The sequence below is a fragment of the Kitasatospora sp. NRRL B-11411 genome (assembly GCF_000721345.1).
GTDB lineage: Bacteria > Actinomycetota > Actinomycetes > Streptomycetales > Streptomycetaceae > Kitasatospora > Kitasatospora cineracea.
In genome coordinates, this window is record NZ_JOGH01000015.1 from 42,117 (window position 1) to 57,468 (window position 15,352).

Here is a 15,352-nt window from a genome sequence, read left to right on the forward strand (position 1 = left end):
GGTCGAGCAATGGCGAAGTACTTCGACGTGCACCCCGAGACGCCCCAGCCGCGCACCATCTCCACCGTGGTGGCGAGCATCCGGGACGGCGCCCTCATCGCATACCCCACCGACTCCTGTTTCGCGCTCGGCTGCCGGCTGGACAACCGGGACGCACTGGACCGGATCCGCACCATCCGGCGGCTCGACGACCGGCACCACTTCACCCTGATGTGCCAGGACTTCGCCCAGCTGGGCAAGTTCGCGCAACTCGACAACAACGTCTTCCGCGCCGTCAAGGCCGCGACGCCCGGCAGCTACACCTTCATCCTCCCCGCCACCAAGGAGGTGCCGCGCCGGCTGCTGCACCCCAAGAAGAAGACCGTCGGCGTCCGCATCCCCGACCACGCCGTCACCCAGGCCCTGCTCGCCGAACTCGGCGAACCCCTGGTCTCCAGCACCCTGCTGCTGCCCGGCGAGGAGGAACCGATGACGCAGGGCTGGGAGATCAAGGAGAGCCTCGACCACGTCCTGGACGCGGTGGTCGACTCCGGCGACTGCGGGACGGTGCCGACCACGGTCGTCGACTTCTCGGACGGGGTGCCGGAGATCGTCCGCTACGGGGCGGGGGACCCGGAGCGCTTCGAGCAGTAGGGCGCTCCCCGGCCCCCCGCGTTGTCGGAGCCGTCGCATAGGCTCGGAGCGTGGACGAGCCCGACCTTTTCACGCACGCCGCCGAGGAACGCCAGAGCTCCGAGCCCGGGCGCGCCCCGCTCGCGGTGCGGATGCGGCCGCGGACGTTGGACGAGGTGGCGGGGCAGCAGCAGCTGCTCAAGGACGGGTCGCCGCTGCGGCGGCTGGTCGCGGGGGCGAAGGGCCCGGCGGCGACGAGTTCGGTGATCCTGTGGGGGCCGCCGGGGACGGGCAAGACCACGCTGGCGCACGTGATCAGCCAGGCGGTGGAGGGCCGGTTCGTCGAGCTCTCGGCGATCACGCACGGGGTCAAGGAAGTCCGGGCGGTGATCGACGGGGCCCGGCGGGCGGTCGGGATGAGCGGCCGGGAGACGGTGCTGTTCCTGGACGAGATCCACCGCTTCTCCAAGGCCCAGCAGGACTCGCTGCTGCCCGCCGTGGAGAACCGCTGGGTCACCCTGATCGCCGCGACCACCGAGAACCCGTACTTCTCGGTGATCTCCCCGCTGCTGTCGCGCAGCCTGCTGCTGACCCTGGAGTCGCTCACCGACGAGGACGTCCGGACCCTGCTGCGCCGGGCCGCCGCCGACGAGCGCGGGCTGGGCGGCAGCGTGGAGTTGAGCCCGGAGGCCGAGGACCACCTGGTGCGGCTGGCGGGGGGCGACGCGCGGCGGGCGCTGACCACGCTGGAGGCGGCGGCGGGGGCGGCGCTGGAGCAGGGCGAGAAGGTGCTGACCCTGGCGGCGACCGAGACGGCGGTCAACCAGGCCGCGGTGCGCTACGACCGGGACGGCGACCAGCACTACGACGTGGCGAGCGCGCTGATCAAGTCGATCCGGGGCAGCGACGTGGACGCCACCCTGCACTACCTGGCCCGGATGATCGAGGCGGGGGAGGACCCGCGCTTCATCGCCCGGCGCCTGATGATCTCCGCCAGCGAGGACGTCGGCCTGGCCGACCCGACGGCGCTGTCCACCGCGGTGGCCGCCGCGCAGGCGGTCGCGCTGATCGGCTTCCCGGAGGCGCGGATCATCCTGTCCCAGGCGGCGATCGCGCTGGCCCTGGCGCCCAAGTCGAACGCGGCGTACCTGGCGATCGACGCCGCGCTGGCGGACGTCCGGCAGGGCCTGGCCGGGGCGGTGCCCGCGCACCTGCGGGACGCGCACTACGGCGGGGCGAAGAAGCTCGGGCACGGCAAGGGCTACCAGTACCCGCACGACCTGCCGGAGGGCATCGCCGCGCAGCAGTACGCGCCGGACGAGGTGCACGGCAAGGAGTACTACCGGCCGACCCGGCGGGGCGGCGAGGCCCGGTACGCGGAGATCGCGGAGTGGACCAGGGCCCGGCTCAAGGGGCAGTGAATCCGGCCCGTCCGGAGCCTGTAGACTGGCTCGCAGTGTGTCCCGGGCCCGGGGTTCCGCGAGGAGCGACCGGCCGCACCAGCGGGGCACTGAACGGGGGCCTCCCGCGAGGGAGTTCCCCAGGAGCGGCGCGCACCGGCCTTCGGTGTCGCGGGTCGTCCACCACCCTTCCCGGTCGTGGGTGTCCCGTGTGCAAGCACATAGTGCCCGGTCGCGGAGAGCGGCTGACCGTCCGGCAACGGGCGGTTTTTCTCCGGGCCGCGAGAAGCGTCCTCCGTCAACACCTGGTGACAGCCGTATCTGAACAGGAAAAGGAAACATGGCGAACCAGAAGCGCCCCAAGGTCAAGATCGCCCGTGCTCTCGGCGTTCCGCTGACCCCGAAGTCCGTCAAGTACTTCGAGGCCCGTCCGTACCCGCCCGGCCAGCACGGCCGCGGCCGCAAGCAGAACTCTGACTACAAGGTCCGTCTGACCGAGAAGCAGCGTCTGCGCGCGCAGTACGACCTCAGCGAGAAGCAGATGGCGCGTGCCTTCGAGGCCGCCAAGAAGATCGAGGGCAAGACGGGCGAGGCCCTGGTCGGCCTGCTCGAGGTCCGCCTCGACTCCCTGGTCCTGCGTTCGGGCATCGCCCGCACCATCTACCAGGCCCGCCAGATGGTCGTGCACGGCCACATCCAGGTCAACGGTGCGAAGGTCAACAAGCCCTCGTTCCAGCTGAAGCCGGGCTACGTCGTCACGGTGAAGGAAAAGTCCAAGGAGAAGGTCCCCTTCCAGGTGGCTCGCGAGGGCGGCAACGCCGGCGAGGGCCAGACCCCGAAGTACCTCGAGGTCAACCTGAAGGCCCTGGCCTTCCGCCTGGACCGCGCGCCGCAGCGCCGCGAGGTTCCGGTCGTCTGCGACGAGCAGCTCGTCGTCGAGTACTACTCGCGCTGACCCGCGAGCGGAACGCCCCCTCGGTCCTCGGACCGCGGGGGCGTTTCCCGTTCCCGGACCGCCCGCGGGCCGGCGGGCGGGGTCAGGCGCCGACGGGGGAGTACGGGCGGGCCGGGTCGAGCGGCGGGCCGGGGCGGTCGGTGCCGCCGCCGTCCGCGGGCGGTTCGGGGGAGCCGCCGTCGAGGGCGCGGCGGACGGCGGCGTCCAGGTCGAGCCGGGAGCCGAGCCGGAAGGCCGCCGCGTAGGCGTCGCCGCTGAGGCCGCCGCGGGCGCGCCGCTCGCACTCCAGGTGCGGGCCGTTGAAGGAGCGGGAGCCGAAGAACGGGGTGCCGACGGCCCGCCAGAGCCGGTGCGCGGCGCCCTGCAGGACGCGGGCCTCGTGCAGGTCGGCGTCCGGGCCCTCGGTGGCCAGCAGGGCCAGCAGGTCCATCGCCAGCACGATGCCCAGCAGGTCGCGGAACAGGTGGTTCAGCCGCATCGACTCGCGGGCGAAGGACCGGGCCAGCCGCAGGTCGCCGGCCTGCCGCCGGGCGAAGGCCATCGCGTACAGGCAGTAGCCGTACGCCCACTGCTCGCCGTGCTCCTCGCAGGTCTCCCGGAGGCGTTCGATGCCGGCCCGGCCGCGTTCCTCGTCACCCTGGAAGAGCCGGGCCAGGGCGAGTTCGAACATCGCCATCAGGACGTTGGAGTTGAGTTCGCCGAGGGTGTCGTAGTGCCACAGCGCCTCCTCGAACAGCTCGGCGGCGCGGGCCGGGTCGTCGCCGATCAGGGCCGCGCAGCCCTGGCGGTGGACGGCGTAGGCCAGGGCCCGGTCGTCGCCGGTCTCCAGGGCCTGGCGGCGGCACTCCTCAAGGGCGGGGCGGGCCCGGTCCAGGTCGCCCTGGAGGGTGGCGAGGTAGCCGGTGACCCAGAGCGCCTTGGCCCGGGCGTCGGTGGGTTCGGGGGCGAGCGCGAGGGCCCGGTCGAGCCAGTGCCGGCCCTCGCCGAGGTGGCCGGTGCCGACCCAGAAGTACCAGAGGGTGCCGGCCAGGACGAGGGCGAGCTGCTCCTCGCCGGGCTCGGCGAGCGAGAACTCCAGCGCGGAGCGGAGGTTGGGGTGGGCGAGCCGGGTGCGTTCGGCGGTCTCGGCCTGCCGGGGGCCGAACCACTCGACCTCGCCCCAGGTGGCGACGCCGAGGTACCAGTCGCGGTGGCGGCGCAGCAGCCGCCGGTCGTCGCCGCCGGCCCGCAGCCAGTGGGCGCCGTACTCGCGCAGGGTGTCGAGCATCCGGAAGCGGACGGTGCCCTCGCCGTCGAGGCGTTCCAGCACGGACTTGTCGACCAGCGAGTCGACGAGTTCGCACAGGTCGTCCTGGTCCAGGCCGCGGCCGGCGCAGACGTACTCGGCGGCGTCCAGGTCGAAGCCGCCGGCGAAGACCGAGAGGCGGGCCCAGAGTAAACGTTCCTGCATCGTGCAGAGCTCGTGGCTCCAGCCGATCGCGGTGCGCAGCGTCCGGTGCCGGGCCGGGGCCGTCCGCTCGCCGCCGGTGAGCAGCCGGAAGCGGTCGTCCAGCCGGGCCGCCAGCTGCTCGACGGACAGCGCGCGCAGCCGCCCGGCGGCCAGCTCCAGGGCCAGCGGGATGCCGTCCAGCCGGCGGCAGAGCAGGGCCACCCCGGCCCGGTTGCGCGGCTCCAGCCGGAAGCCCGGCCGGACGGCCGCGGCCCGGTCGGCGAACAGCAGCATCGCCTCCGGGTCCGCCCCGTCGCCGTCGGCCGCCAGGTACGGCAGCGGGGCCAGCGGCAGCAGGTGCTCGCCCGCGGCGCGCAGCGACTGCCGGGAGGTGGCGAGCACCCGCAGGCCCGGTGCGGCGCGCAGCAGCGCGTCCGCCAGCTCGGCGCAGGCGTCCACCAGGTGCTCGCAGCCGTCCAGCACCAACAGGGCCTCGCGGTCGGCGAGTTGCTCGACCAGGACGTCCAGCGGCGGGCGGGCGGTGTGGTCGGTCAGCTGCAGCGCCTCCAGCACGGCGTGGCCGAGCAGCAGCGGGTCCTGGACGGGGGCGAGCTCGGCCAGGTGCGCGCCGTCCGGGAACCCGGGGGCCAGCCGGGCGGCGGCGCGCAGCGCCAGGCGGGACTTGCCGACGCCGCCCGGGCCGGTCACCGTGACCAGCCGGGCCCGGGCCACCAGGGCGGACAGCCCGTCGAGTTCGGCGGCCCGGCCGACGAAGCTGGTGACCTCGGCGGGCAGCCGGCCCGGGCTCCTCGACGCTGCCGACGTGCTGTTCATGGGACGCCCCCGTCCGTACCGGTGCACCACCGGGGACCGGCAGGAGACCGGAACCGGCGGGCCCGCGTTCCGCGAGCCACACCCCCAACGAGGTGACCTGACGGTAGGTTACGCGCCGGGTTCGCACACCCGACCGGGCCGGGGGCCGGGCCACCGGCGGATATACCGGTCGGGGAGCGAGCCGTGGTCACGGTAGGGTTCAACCCTGGGATCGCAAGAGTTTCGCAAGCACAGCCGAGGGAGCGCGCGAAGGTGTCCGTGGGAGAGCTGGCCGGGCTGCTGGTGGCCGTCTTCTGGGCGGTCCTGGTCACCCTGCTCGCCGTGGTGCTGGTGCGGCTGTCCAAGGTGCTGCGGGAGGCGACCGCGCTGGTCTCCGCCGTCACCGAGCAGGCCGTGCCGCTGCTGCAGGACGCGAACAGCGCCGTCCGCAGCGCGCACGAGCAGCTGGAGCGGGTCGACGAGATCACCGCCAACGTGCAGGACGCGGCGGCCGACGCCAAGGCGCTGTCCTCGACCGTGGCGGCGACGCTGGGCGGGCCGCTGGTGAAGCTGGCGGCGTTCAGCTACGGCGTCCGCAAGGCCGCCGCCCGGCAGCAGGCCGGGCCGGTCGGGGTGCCGCAACAGGCTGGTGAGCGCGAGGAGTTGGCCCGGATGATCCGGGCCGAGGTGCGGGCCCAGGCGGCCCCGCGCGGCGGGCTGCTGGCCAAGGTCCGCCGGGCCGTGAGGGGCTGACCGCGATGGTGCGCAGGATCTTCTGGATGGCCGTCGGCGCGGGTGCCGCGGTCTGGGCCGCGAACAAGGCCAACGAGGCGGTGCACCGCCTCACCCCGGACTCGCTGTCCGGCACCGCCGCCCGCGGCGCGCTCCAGCTCGGCGACGCCGCCAGGCGCTTCGCCCGGGACGTCCGCTCCGGCATGGACGAGCGCGAGCGCCAGCTGCGCGCCGACCTCGGCCTGGACGGCACCGCCGTGGTCGAGCCGCCGCGCCGCCGGGCGCCGGGCGGACCGGCGGCCGCCGACGACGGGGTCCGAGCTATCTCGGCGGCCCCGGGCTCCCCGGCCGCCGCCCTGCCCCCGTCCTCGCGCACCGAGCGCCGCACCACCCCCCAGACCATCGTTGCCAAGCCCCGACAGCGCGAGCTGCCGGGCCGCACGACCGACCGGAAGGACCCCCACTGATGGAGTCGGCAGAGATCCGCCGCCGCTGGCTGCGCTTCTTCGAGGAGCGCGGCCACACCGTCGTACCGTCGGCCTCGCTGGTCGCCGACGACCCCACCCTGCTGCTGGTCAACGCCGGCATGGTGCCCTTCAAGCCGTACTTCCTGGGCGAGGTCAAGCCGCAGTTCTCGCGCGCGACCAGCGTGCAGAAGTGCGTCCGCACGCTGGACATCGAGGAGGTCGGGAAGACCACCCGGCACGGCTCGTTCTTCCAGATGTGCGGCAACTTCTCGTTCGGCGACTACTTCAAGGAAGGCGCCATCACGTTCGCCTGGGAGCTGCTCACCAGCTCCGTGGCGGACGGCGGCTACGGCCTCGACCCGGAGAAGCTCTGGATCACCGTCTACCAGGACGACGACGAGGCCGAGCAGATCTGGCGCGACGTGATCGGCGTCCCGTCCGAGCGGATCCAGCGCCTGGGCATGAAGGACAACTTCTGGTCGATGGGCGTCCCCGGCCCGTGCGGTCCGTGCTCGGAGATCAACTACGACCGCGGCCCCGCGTACGGCGAGGAGGGCGGCCCGGCGGTCAACGGCGAGCGCTACCTGGAGATCTGGAACCTGGTCTTCATGCAGTACGAGCGCGGCCACGGCGACGGCAAGGACGGGTTCGAGATCCTCGGCGACCTGCCGAGCAAGAACATCGACACCGGCCTCGGCCTGGAGCGCCTCGCCGCCGTCCTGCAGGGCGTCGACAACCTCTTCGAGATCGACACCTCGCGGATGATCCTCGACCGCGCCGCCGAGCTCACCGGCCACACCTACGGCGCCGACCACAAGTCGGACGTCTCGCTGCGCGTGGTCACCGACCACTTCCGCACCGCGCTGATGCTGGTCGGCGACGGCGTCACCCCCGGCAACGAGGGCCGCGGCTACGTGCTGCGCCGCATCCTGCGCCGGGCGATCCGCAACATGCGGCTGCTGGGCGCCACCGAGCCGGTCGCCAAGGACCTGATCGACATCTCGATCAAGGCGATGGCCCCGCAGTACCCGGAGCTGGAGACCGACCGCAAGCGGATCGAGACGGTCGTGGTCGCCGAGGAGAACGCCTTCCTCCAGACCCTGCGCTCCGGCACCAACCTGCTGGACGCCGCCGTCACCGAGACCCGCCAGTCCGGCGGCGCGGTGCTCTCCGGCGAGCAGGCGTTCAAGCTGCACGACACCTACGGCTTCCCGATCGACCTCACCCTGGAGATGGCCGAGGAGCAGGGCCTCCAGGTCGACGAGGCCGGCTTCCGCCGCCTGATGCAGGAGCAGCGCGACCGCGCCAAGGCCGACGCCAGGGCGAAGAAGATGGGCCACGCCGACGTCGCCGCGTACCGCGAGGTCGCCGACAAGGCCGGCGCCTCCGTCTTCACCGGCTACGCGAACACCGAGGGCGAGGCCACCGTGGTCGGCCTGCTGGTGGACGGCGTCCCCTCGCCGGCCGCCACCGAGGGCGACGAGGTCGAGATCGTCCTCGACCGCACCCCGTTCTACGCCGAGGGCGGCGGCCAGCTCGCCGACCACGGCCGGATCCGGCTGGACTCCGGCGCGGTCGTCGAGATCCGCGACGTCCAGCAGCCGGTGCCCGGCGTGATCGTGCACTCCGGCGGGGTGCTGTTCGGCGAGGTGGTGCTCGGCGCGTCCGCGTACGCCACCATCGACACCGACCGCCGCCGGGCCGTCTCGCGCGCCCACTCGGCCACCCACCTGACCCACCAGGCGCTGCGCGACGCGCTCGGCCCGACCGCCGCCCAGGCCGGTTCGGAGAACGCGCCGGGCCGCTTCCGGTTCGACTTCGGCTCGCCCGCGGCCGTCCCCGGCTCGGTGCTGACCGACGTCGAGCAGAAGATCAACGAGGTGCTGGTCCGCGAACTCGACGTCACCGCCGAGGTGATGACGATGGACGAGGCCCGCAAGCAGGGCGCCATCGCCATGTTCGGCGAGAAGTACGGCGACTCGGTGCGCGTGGTCACCATCGGCGACTTCTCCAAGGAGCTGTGCGGCGGCACGCACGTCGGCAACACCGCCCAGCTGGGCCTGGTGAAGCTGCTCGGCGAGTCCTCGATCGGCTCCGGCGTGCGCCGCGTCGAGGCGCTGGTCGGCGTCGACGCGTACAAGTTCCTGGCCCGCGAGCACACCGTGGTCTCCCAGCTGACCGAGCTGGTCAAGGGCCGCCCGGAGGAGCTGCCGGAGAAGATCTCCGGGATGCTCGCCAAGCTCAAGGACGCCGAGAAGGAGATCGAGAAGTTCCGCGCGGAGAAGGTCCTCGCGGCCGCGGCCGGCCTGGCCGCAGGCGCCGAGGACGTCCGGGGCGTGGCCCTGGTCGCCGCCCGGGTCGGTGACGGCACCGGCGCGGACGAGCTGCGCAAGCTGGTGCTGGACATCCGCGCCCGGCTCGGCAACCGCCCGGCCGTGGTCGCCGCGTTCACCGTGGCGAACGACCGCCCGCTGACCGTCATCGCCACCAGCGAGGACGCCCGCGCGCGCGGCATCAAGGCCGGCGAGCTGGTCCGCGCCGCGGCCAAGACCCTCGGCGGCGGCGGTGGCGGCAAGGACGACGTCGCGCAGGGCGGCGGCACGAACCCGGCCGCGGTCGGCGAGGCGATCGCCGCCGTCCGGGCGCTGGTCGCGGAGCGGGCTTCCTGATGGAGCCCGAGCAGCCCGAGGAGAAGGTCTTCCGGCGCGGCCGGCGGATCGCCGTCGACGTGGGTGACGCCCGGATCGGGGTCGCGGTCTGCGACCCCGACGGGCTGATCGCCACGCCGGTGGAGACCGTCCCCGCCGGGGGCCGCTCGCAGGCCCGGCTGAAGGCGATCGTCGAGGAGTACGACGCCGTCGAGGTGGTGGTCGGCCTGCCGCGCTCGCTGAACGGCAAGGAGGGCCCGGCCGCCGCCAAGGTCCGCGAGTACGCGGGCCGGCTGGCCGGCCTGCTGCACCCGGTCGGGGTGCGGCTGGTGGACGAGCGGATGACCACCGTCACCGCCGCCGCCGGGCTGCGGGCCTCCGGGCGGTCGTCCAAGAAGGGCCGCTCGGTGATCGACCAGGCCGCCGCCGTGGTCATCCTGCAGTCGGCCCTGGAGACCGAACGGGTGAGCGGTCGGGCGCCCGGTGAGAGTGTCGAGCCGGTCAACTGACCGGTACGGGTTAGCTTCCCGGTAGAGGGGCCCGTGCGGGCGCGCGTCCGCACGGGCCCCTCTCTCCTTGCCCGCCGCCGGAAGGGCCCCCGTGACCGACCCGTACACCGCGCCCGGACTCACCCCCGGCCACCTCGGTGCCCCCGTCGTCGAGCCCGAGGGCGCCCCGCCCGGCCTGCCGTACGGCGTCGAGCCGCCGGACCCGCAGCAGGTCCGCACCGGCGCCGCGTGCTGCCTCAGCGTCGCCGGGCTGATCGGGGTGGCGATGGCCGCGGCGCTCGCGCTGTTCGTGCTCTGGCCCGAGGGCAAGCAGCCCGCCCCCGATTACCCGGGCGGCGGCACCGGCCAGGTCCAGGTGTCGGTGGCGCAGGGCGCCAGCCTCACCCAGATCGGCAAGGTCCTGACGGCCAAACACGTGGTGGCCTCCGCCCGGGCGTTCACCGACGCCGCGGCCAGGAGCCCGGCCGGCAGCAACGTCCACCCCGGCACGTACACCCTCAAGGAGAAGATGTCGGCGGTCTCGGCGCTCAACGTGCTGCTCGACCCGTCCAACGCCAACGCCCTGACCGTTCCCGAGGGTTGGCGCTCCACCCAGGTCTTCGCCGCGATCGACACCCGGCTCGGCCTGAAGCCCGGCACCGCCAAGGCCACCGCCGAGCAGCACCTCGCCGATCTGGGCCTGCCCGCCGACGCCGCCGGGCACATCGAGGGCTACCTCTACCCCGCCACCTACCCTGTGACCGGCGACAGCACCCCCCTGACGCTCCTTCAAGACATGGTAAAGGAGGCCGACGGCAACCTGGAGGGCCCCTCCGTCACCGACGCCGCCACCGCCAACGGCGTGACCCCCTACGGCCTGTTGGCCGTCGCGAGCCTCGCCCAGGCCGAGGCCGACAACCCCGAGGACATGGCCAAGGTCGCCCGGGTCGTCTACAACCGCCTCGCGAAGAAGATGCCGCTCCAACTCGACTCCACCATCAACTACGCACTCGGCCGCTCCACCCTCACCACCACCCAGGACGACACCAAACTCGACTCGCCCTTCAACACCTACGCCCACCCCGGCCTCCCGCCGACCCCCATCGGCAACCCCGGCCGGGACGCGCTGCGCGCCGCCCTCCACCCCGCCGACGGTGACTGGCTGTACTTCGTCACCGTCCAGCCCGGGGACACCCGCTTCACCGACAGCGAGGAGCAGCAGCGCAAGAACGTCGACGAGTTCAACGCCTACCGCGCCCAGCACGCCTCGCCCCCGGCCTCGGCGTCCGCCTCCCCGTGAACGACAGCGGTCAGTGACGGTCCTTGGCTACGCTGCGGTACGGTAGCGTCTCCGACCACGTGCCGCGCGGACAGCACGCGGGTTCGATGGACACCCTGGACGCTGTAAGGGGATCGATGACTGATCAGAGCGGGCGCTACGGCTCCCAGGGCGACCAGCCGTGGTATCCCGGCGAACAGCCCCAGCCCCAGGGCCCGTACGGGCAGCAGGACTACCCCCAGCAGTACCCCCAGGGGTACCCGCAGCAGCAGGGCGGCGTGCCGCAGGACGGCTCCTACGGCGGGCAGCAGCAGTTCGTGCAGCAGCAGCCGGGCATGCAGCAGCCGGGCATGCAGCAGGGCGGGATACCGCAGGGCTACCCGCAGCAGGGCGTGCCGCAGGGCGGTTCGTACGGCGGCCAGCAGCAGTTCGTCCAGCAGCAGGGGTACCCGCAGCAGCAGGGCGGCGTGCCGCAGGGCGGTTCCTACGGCGGGCAGCAGCAGTTCGTGCGGCAGCAGCCGGGGATGCAGCAGCAGGGCTACCCGCAGGGGCAGCCGGTGCCGCAGCAGATGCCGATGGGGCAGGGTCACCAGGGCCACCCGCAGCAGCAGGGCGGCTCCTACGGCGGGCAGCAGCAGTTCGTCCCGCAGCAGTCCGGTGCCCGCCAGGGCATGCCGGGGCAGCAGGGCATGACCCAGCAGGGCATGGTCCAGCAGGGCATGGTCCAGCAGGGCACCCCGCCGCACGGCTTCCCGGTCGGGCAGTTGCAGGGGCAGCAGCTCCAGCAGCCGGGCATGCCGCAGCCGGGCATGCAGCAGCGCCCCGTGCCGGGTCGGCCCGGGCCGGGAGGCCCGCAGCAGCAGCGCCCCGCCGCCGCGGGCGGGCCCGAGCCGGCCGGGGGCCCCGGGCCGGACGGGATCGACTGGGAGGCGGAGGCCGCCGCCCTCGACGCCCCGCCGGCCGGACGCCGCGGCGCCGCCGCCGCGGTCGACGAGCGGGCCGACCAGGAGCACGAGGACTGGGCCGAGGACGAGTACCCGGACGAGGAGGCGGCCGAGGACGACTCGTTCTTCTCCGAGCAGGACAACTCCCGCGAGGCCGAGCGCAAGCGCAAGGAGAAGGGCAAGAAGTCGGGCCGCCGCAACAGCGGCGCCTGCCTGGTGGTCGCCCTGGTGCTGCTCGGCGGCCTGGGCGGCGCCGGCTGGTGGGGCTACGGCTTCTACCAGCAGCACTTCGGCCCGCCGCCGGACTTCAAGGGCGACGGCACCGGCTCGGTGAACATCACCGTCAAGGACGGCGCCGGCGGCGACGCGATCGGCAAGACCCTGGTGGACGCCGGCGTGGTCAAGAGCATCAAGGCGTTCCACAACGAGTACGAGAAGGACACCCGGGGCCGCGGCATCCAGCCCGGCATCTACACCATGAAGCACCAGATGTCCGCCGCCGCGGCGTTCAAGGAGCTGGTGGACTCCAACGGCGGCAACGCGCTGATCATCCCCGAGGGCCTGAAGGCCGCCGACATCTACACCAAGATCGACGCCAAGCTGAAGCTCCAGGCGGGCACCACGGCGAACGTCGCCAAGGAGCAGGCCGGCAGCCTGGGCCTGCCCGCGTACGCCAACAACAACCCCGAGGGCTTCCTCTGGCCGACCCGCTACTCGGTCGCCGACGGCATGAAGCCCGAGGACCTGCTCAAGCAGATGGTGGCCAACGCCGTCCAGAAGTACGGCGACCTCAAGCTGGACGAGGCGGCGCAGAAGCTCGGCCTGAAGAACGCGTACGAGGTGGTGACCGAGGCCAGCATCCTGCAGGCCGAGGGCAACAACTCGGAGGACTTCGGCAAGATGGCCCGCGCCATGTCCAACCGCCTGACCACCAACGTCACCCAGCACAAGCTGGGCGTGGACACCACCCTGCAGTACTCGCTGGGCCGCACCAAGCTCACCGAGCAGGAGATCAACGACGGGTCGAACAAGTACAACTCGTACATCAACCCGGGCCTGCCCCCGACCCCGATCGGAAACCCCGGCGAGGAGGCGCTCGACGCCGTGCTCAACCCGACGCCGGGCGACTGGGTGTTCTGGCTGGCCGTCTCGCCGCAGGAGACCAAGTTCGCGGCGACCGGTGCGGAGCACGCCAAGAACACCGAGGCGTGGTGCCTCGGCAAGGGCATGAAGTACGACGCCAAGCACGTCGCCTGCACGTCCTGACCGGCCGCGGGCCGGGGCGTCCGGTGGTCGATACGGCTTTGCGGGGCGGCCGGGTGGTGCGGGTAGCGTGATCCGGATGGAGACACCGGAGAGCACGCCGCACCTGCCCGAGCCGGCCCTGCTGGAGGCTGCCCGCGTCGACGTGGTGCGGGGCGGGCAGTACCTGCTGCGGGACGTTTCGCTGACCGTCCGGGCGGGGGAGCACTGGGCGGTGCTCGGGGCGAACGGGGCCGGGAAGAGCACCCTGCTGTCGCTGCTGGGGGCGGTCGAGCACCCCACCGCGGGCACCGTGAAGGTGCTCGGGCGGCAGCTCGGCAAGGTCGACGTCCGGGAGCTGCGCGGGCACCTCGGGCACGTCAACCCGCGGCACCCGCTGCGTTCCCCGCTGACGGTGCGCCAGGTCGTGCTGACCGGTACCACGCAGTCCATCGAGCCGGACCCGTTCCGCAAGCCCACGGCCGAACAGCTCGACCACGCCGAGGAGTTGATCCGCACCCTGGGCGTCGGGCACCGCGCCGAGAGCCCCTGGACCACGCTCTCCCAGGGCGAGCGCGGCCGGGTCCTGATCGCCCGCGCGCTGATGCCCGAACCCCGGCTGCTGCTGCTCGACGAACCCGCCACCGGCCTCGACCTGACCGCCCGCGAACAGCTCCTGGAGAGCCTGGACGAACTGCGCGCCCGCTACCCCGAGGTGGCGTCCGTCCTGGTCACCCACCACCTGGAGGAGCTCCCCGAGACCACCAGCCACGCCCTGCTGCTGCGCGACGGCCTGACCACCGCGGCCGGCCCCGCAACCGAGGTGCTGACCACCGAACTGGTCTCCGAGTGCTTCCGCCACCCGATCCGGATCGCCCACAGCGAGGGCCGCTGGTCCGCCCGCACCCGCCGGGGCACCGAGTGACGGCCACGGCGGTGTGGACGCTGCGCCCCGCCACCGCCGCCGACCTGGAACCGCTGGCCGAACTGCGGGCCGCGGCGATGCGCCCCGACCTGGAACGGCTCGGCCGCTACGACGAGCACCGGGTCCGGCAGCGGCTGCGCGACGCGTACCGGCCCGAGCACACCTTGATCATCGACGCCCCCGGGCTGGTCGGCTGCCTGGCGCTCGGCCCCGACGAGCGGCCCGGCACCCTGCTGCTGGAGCACTTCTACCTCGACCCGGCGCTGCACGGCCGCGGCCTGGGCACCGCGGTGCTGCGCGCGGCGCTGGAGCGGGCCGACGCCGCGGGCCTGGCCGTCCGGCTGAACGTGCTGCAGGGCAGCCCCGCCCGGCGGCTGTACGAGCGGCACGGCTTCGCGCTGGAGTCCGAGGACCCGGTCGACGTGTACCTGCACCGCCCCGCCCCTCTCGAAAGGCCCACCACGTGAGCACCCCGCACCGGGCCGCCGTGCTCGGCTCGCCGATCGCCCACTCGCTCTCCCCGGCGCTGCACAACGCCGGGTACGCCGCGCTCGGGCTGGACGGCTGGCAGTACGGCCGGCACGAGGTCGACGAATCGACCCTGGCGGCGTTCGTCACCGCGCTCGACCCCGCCGAGTGGGCCGGCCTGTCGCTGACCATGCCGCTCAAGCGGGCGATCCGGCCGCTGCTGGACACCGTCAGCGACACCGCCCGCGCGGTGGACGCCGTCAACACCGTGGTCCTCGACCGCGACGGGCGGCGGCACGGCGACAACACCGACGTCCCCGGCCTGGTCAACGCGCTGCGCGAACGCGGCGTCGAACGGGTGGAATCGGCCGCGGTGCTGGGCGCCGGGGCCACCGCCTCGTCCGCGCTGGCCGCGCTGGCCCAGGTCTGCGACGGCGAGGTGACCGCGTACGTGCGCAGCGCCGGGCGGGCCGCCGAGATGCGGGCGCTGGGGGAGCGCCTGGGCGTGCCGGTGCGCACCGCCGACTGGGCGGACGGCGCGCGGGCGCTGGACGGGCCGCTGACCGTCTCCACCACGCCGGTCGGGGCCACCGACGGCTTCGCGGCGCAGCTGACGGCCGCGCCGGGCGTGCTGTTCGACGTGCTGTACCACCCGTGGCCGACCGCGCTGGCCGCGGCCTGCCTGGAGCGCGGCGGCACCGTGCTGGGCGGGCTGGACCTGCTGGTGCACCAGGCGGTGCTGCAGTTCGAGCGGTTCACCGGCGTGGAGCGCGGCCCTCTGGCGGCGATGCGGGCGGCGGGGGAGGCGGCGCTCGCGGGCTGAGGCACCCGGCGGCTTCCGGACGTTCGCTGTCCGCCACCCGGACCGTGGCCCCGGTGGCCTGCGGGACGTGAAAGGATCGGAGTTCGCCCGCCGTGTTCCCGCGGCCGGGCAGGACGAGACGCCGGGC

13 protein-coding genes are annotated in these 15,352 nt (G+C 73.6%); 12 read left to right on the forward strand and 1 reads right to left on the reverse strand.

Going from position 1 to position 15,352, the window contains the following annotated elements; translation table 11 throughout:
• Nucleotides 1–9: 9 nt before the first annotated feature.
• From IH44_RS0110245 to rpsD, 3 genes are all read left to right on the forward strand, one after another.
• Nucleotides 10–633 carry an L-threonylcarbamoyladenylate synthase gene (locus tag IH44_RS0110245; RefSeq protein ID WP_030459139.1) on the forward strand — a complete coding sequence of 208 codons (624 nt, stop codon included), beginning with the start codon at nt 10–12 and terminating at the stop codon, nt 631–633.
• A gap of 50 nt (nt 634–683) precedes the next feature.
• On the forward strand, nt 684–2,033 hold the full coding sequence (locus tag IH44_RS0110250; RefSeq protein ID WP_030459140.1) for a replication-associated recombination protein A: 1,350 nt from the start codon (nt 684–686) through the stop codon (nt 2,031–2,033).
• 319 nt (nt 2,034–2,352) lie between these two features.
• Complete coding sequence (gene rpsD, locus IH44_RS0110255; RefSeq protein WP_030459141.1) at nt 2,353–2,967, forward strand: 30S ribosomal protein S4; 615 nt, start codon at nt 2,353–2,355, stop codon at nt 2,965–2,967.
• An 82-nt stretch (nt 2,968–3,049) separates the two neighbouring features.
• Here the strand turns inward: rpsD and IH44_RS0110260 are convergent, their stop codons facing one another.
• The gene (locus IH44_RS0110260; RefSeq protein ID WP_030459142.1) at nt 3,050–5,230 is read right to left on the reverse strand and encodes a hypothetical protein; all 2,181 of its coding nucleotides are present in this window, start codon (nt 5,228–5,230) and stop codon (nt 3,050–3,052) included.
• A 252-nt stretch (nt 5,231–5,482) separates the two neighbouring features.
• Between IH44_RS0110260 and IH44_RS40835 the strand changes: the two genes are divergently transcribed.
• The 9 genes from IH44_RS40835 (at nt 5,483) to IH44_RS0110305 (ending at nt 15,225) form a co-directional block, all read left to right on the forward strand.
• Complete coding sequence (locus IH44_RS40835; RefSeq protein WP_035954619.1) at nt 5,483–5,962, forward strand: DUF948 domain-containing protein; 480 nt, start codon at nt 5,483–5,485, stop codon at nt 5,960–5,962.
• A gap of 5 nt (nt 5,963–5,967) precedes the next feature.
• Nucleotides 5,968–6,408 carry a DUF6167 family protein gene (locus tag IH44_RS42575; RefSeq protein ID WP_051816736.1) on the forward strand — a complete coding sequence of 147 codons (441 nt, stop codon included), beginning with the start codon at nt 5,968–5,970 and terminating at the stop codon, nt 6,406–6,408.
• Complete coding sequence (alaS, locus tag IH44_RS0110275; RefSeq protein WP_030459145.1) at nt 6,408–9,077, forward strand: alanine--tRNA ligase; 2,670 nt, start codon at nt 6,408–6,410, stop codon at nt 9,075–9,077. The genes IH44_RS42575 and alaS overlap by 1 nt, the downstream gene beginning before the upstream one ends.
• Nucleotides 9,077–9,565, forward strand: coding sequence for a Holliday junction resolvase RuvX (ruvX, locus tag IH44_RS0110280; protein ID WP_030459146.1), 489 nt, complete (start codon nt 9,077–9,079; stop codon nt 9,563–9,565). The genes alaS and ruvX overlap by 1 nt, the downstream gene beginning before the upstream one ends.
• 91 nt (nt 9,566–9,656) lie before the next feature.
• Complete coding sequence (gene mltG, locus IH44_RS40845; RefSeq protein WP_232794887.1) at nt 9,657–10,844, forward strand: endolytic transglycosylase MltG; 1,188 nt, start codon at nt 9,657–9,659, stop codon at nt 10,842–10,844.
• A 116-nt stretch (nt 10,845–10,960) separates the two neighbouring features.
• Complete coding sequence (gene mltG / locus IH44_RS42580) at nt 10,961–13,033, forward strand: endolytic transglycosylase MltG (RefSeq protein WP_051816737.1); 2,073 nt, start codon at nt 10,961–10,963, stop codon at nt 13,031–13,033.
• A gap of 76 nt (nt 13,034–13,109) precedes the next feature.
• Entirely contained in the window at nt 13,110–13,934 is an 825-nt protein-coding gene (locus IH44_RS0110295; RefSeq protein ID WP_030459149.1) for an ABC transporter ATP-binding protein, read from the forward strand.
• Nucleotides 13,931–14,401, forward strand: a complete 471-nt coding sequence (locus tag IH44_RS0110300; protein WP_030459150.1) for a GNAT family N-acetyltransferase — start codon at nt 13,931–13,933, stop codon at nt 14,399–14,401. The genes IH44_RS0110295 and IH44_RS0110300 overlap by 4 nt, the downstream gene beginning before the upstream one ends.
• Entirely contained in the window at nt 14,398–15,225 is an 828-nt protein-coding gene (locus IH44_RS0110305) for a shikimate dehydrogenase (RefSeq protein WP_030459151.1), read from the forward strand. The genes IH44_RS0110300 and IH44_RS0110305 overlap by 4 nt, the downstream gene beginning before the upstream one ends.
• Nucleotides 15,226–15,352: the final 127 nt, after the last annotated feature.